We start from the raw sequence: 1,722 nt of genomic DNA, 5'->3' as shown, positions 1-1,722 counted from the left end.
TTTCGCCAACGCCTTGCAGGCGGTGATCGCCAAAACGGCTGTCAAGCATGTCGTGGTCGCGGCGATGGGCGACATGCTTGGCGGCCTGAAAGGAACGATCGTCAATCTCGTCGTGCGCCGCGTGAAGAAGATGGTCCCGGCCTGGTCGCTGCCGGGCCATGTCAAGTTCAACGCCGCGTTGAAAGCAGGCACCGGCATGAATTTCAAGCCGGTGAAGGTCGCTGCCGACGATGTCGCCTTCCTGCAATATACCGGCGGCACCACCGGCATCTCGAAGGGCGCGGTACTGCTGCACAGCAACGTGCTGGCCAATGTGGCGCAGAACGCGCTCTGGATCGAGGACGCCTTCACGGTCAAGCCGAAACCGGCGCATCTCAACTTCATCTGCGCGCTGCCGCTCTACCATATCTTCGCGCTGACGGTGAACGCACTGATGGGCATGCAGCTCGGCGGCCAGAACATACTCATTCCCAATCCGCGCGACATTCCCGGCTTCGTCAAGCAACTCGGCAAATATCCGATCCACATCTTTCCAGGCCTCAACACGCTGTTCAACGCACTGCTCAACAATGAAGATTTCCGCAAGCTTGACTTCAAGCCACTGATCCTGACGCTGGGTGGCGGCATGGCGGTGCAGAAGGGTGTTGCCGAACGCTGGAAGGCGTTGACCGGCTGCCCGGTCACCGAGGGCTACGGGCTTTCGGAAACCTCGCCGGTGGCCACCGCCAACACATTCAGCAATGGCACCTTCACCGGCACGATCGGCTTGCCGCTGCCCTCGACCGAGATCGCCATCCGCGACGACGACGGCAACGATTTGCCGCTCGGCGAAGTCGGCGAGATCTGCATACGCGGACCGCAAGTGATGGCCGGCTACTGGAAACGGCCGGACGAGACTGCCAAGGTGATAACCAAGGATGGTTTCTTCAAGTCGGGCGACATGGGCTTCATGGACGAGCGCGGCTACACCAAGATCGTCGACCGCAAGAAGGACATGATCCTGGTGTCCGGCTTCAACGTCTATCCGAACGAACTCGAGGAAGTGGTGGCCCTGCATCCGGGCGTGCTCGAAGTGGCGGCGATCGGTGTCCCGGACGAGCATTCGGGCGAAGTGCCGAAGCTGTTCGTCGTCAAGAAGGACCCGTTGCTGACCGCTGAGGTGCTGACCGTCTATTGCCGCGAGAACCTGACCGGCTACAAGCGGCCAAAATACATCGAGTTTCGGACCGAACTGCCGAAGACGCCGGTGGGCAAGATTCTGCGGCGGGCGTTACGGGGGTTGGGATAATTTTGGGCGATTGCCTTACTGTCGAGGACGCGGCGGACCCGCTTTCCCGTCACGATCCGCTGACATTCATCAAGGCGAACATGCGTATCGCCCCCGTTCCTGCGCTTCCCGAAATCCGGCTTTATGCAGCCCATCCCGCGAGCGGTCTGTGGCGGCTCACGCATCAAGAAGGACGAGCAGCCGAGCCGGAAGAAGAAGGAACCGAAGCCGACGCGGACGGGCCCGAGCCGCAGCCACCTTACTGGGCCTATGCCTGGGCCGGCGGCGCGGTGCTTGCCCGCTACATCCTCGATCGGCCGGAGTCCGTGGCCGGGCTTCGCGTGCTCGACCTCGGCGCCGGGTCGGGCCTCGTCGGCATCGCCGCGGCAAAGGCCGGAGCGCGCGAAGTGCTCGCGTCCGAGATCGACAGCAACGGCGTCGCGGCGCTCGGTCTC

2 protein-coding genes are annotated in these 1,722 nt (G+C 62.7%); both read left to right on the top strand.

What is annotated here, in order from left to right; genetic code table 11:
- Positions 1-1,288, top strand: a 1,288-nt coding sequence (locus EOA86_RS33480; protein WP_128345454.1) for an AMP-binding protein, incomplete at its 5' end; no start/stop codon positions are given.
- 80 nt (positions 1,289-1,368) lie between these two features.
- Positions 1,369-1,722 (top strand): 50S ribosomal protein L11 methyltransferase (locus tag EOA86_RS33475; RefSeq protein ID WP_164892277.1); only part of this gene is annotated, 354 nt, incomplete at its 3' end.

It is taken from the genome of Mesorhizobium sp. M5C.F.Ca.IN.020.32.2.1, assembly GCF_004023105.1.
GTDB lineage: Bacteria > Pseudomonadota > Alphaproteobacteria > Rhizobiales > Rhizobiaceae > Mesorhizobium > Mesorhizobium wenxiniae.
This window is presented reverse-complemented; position numbering and strand designations above follow the sequence as displayed.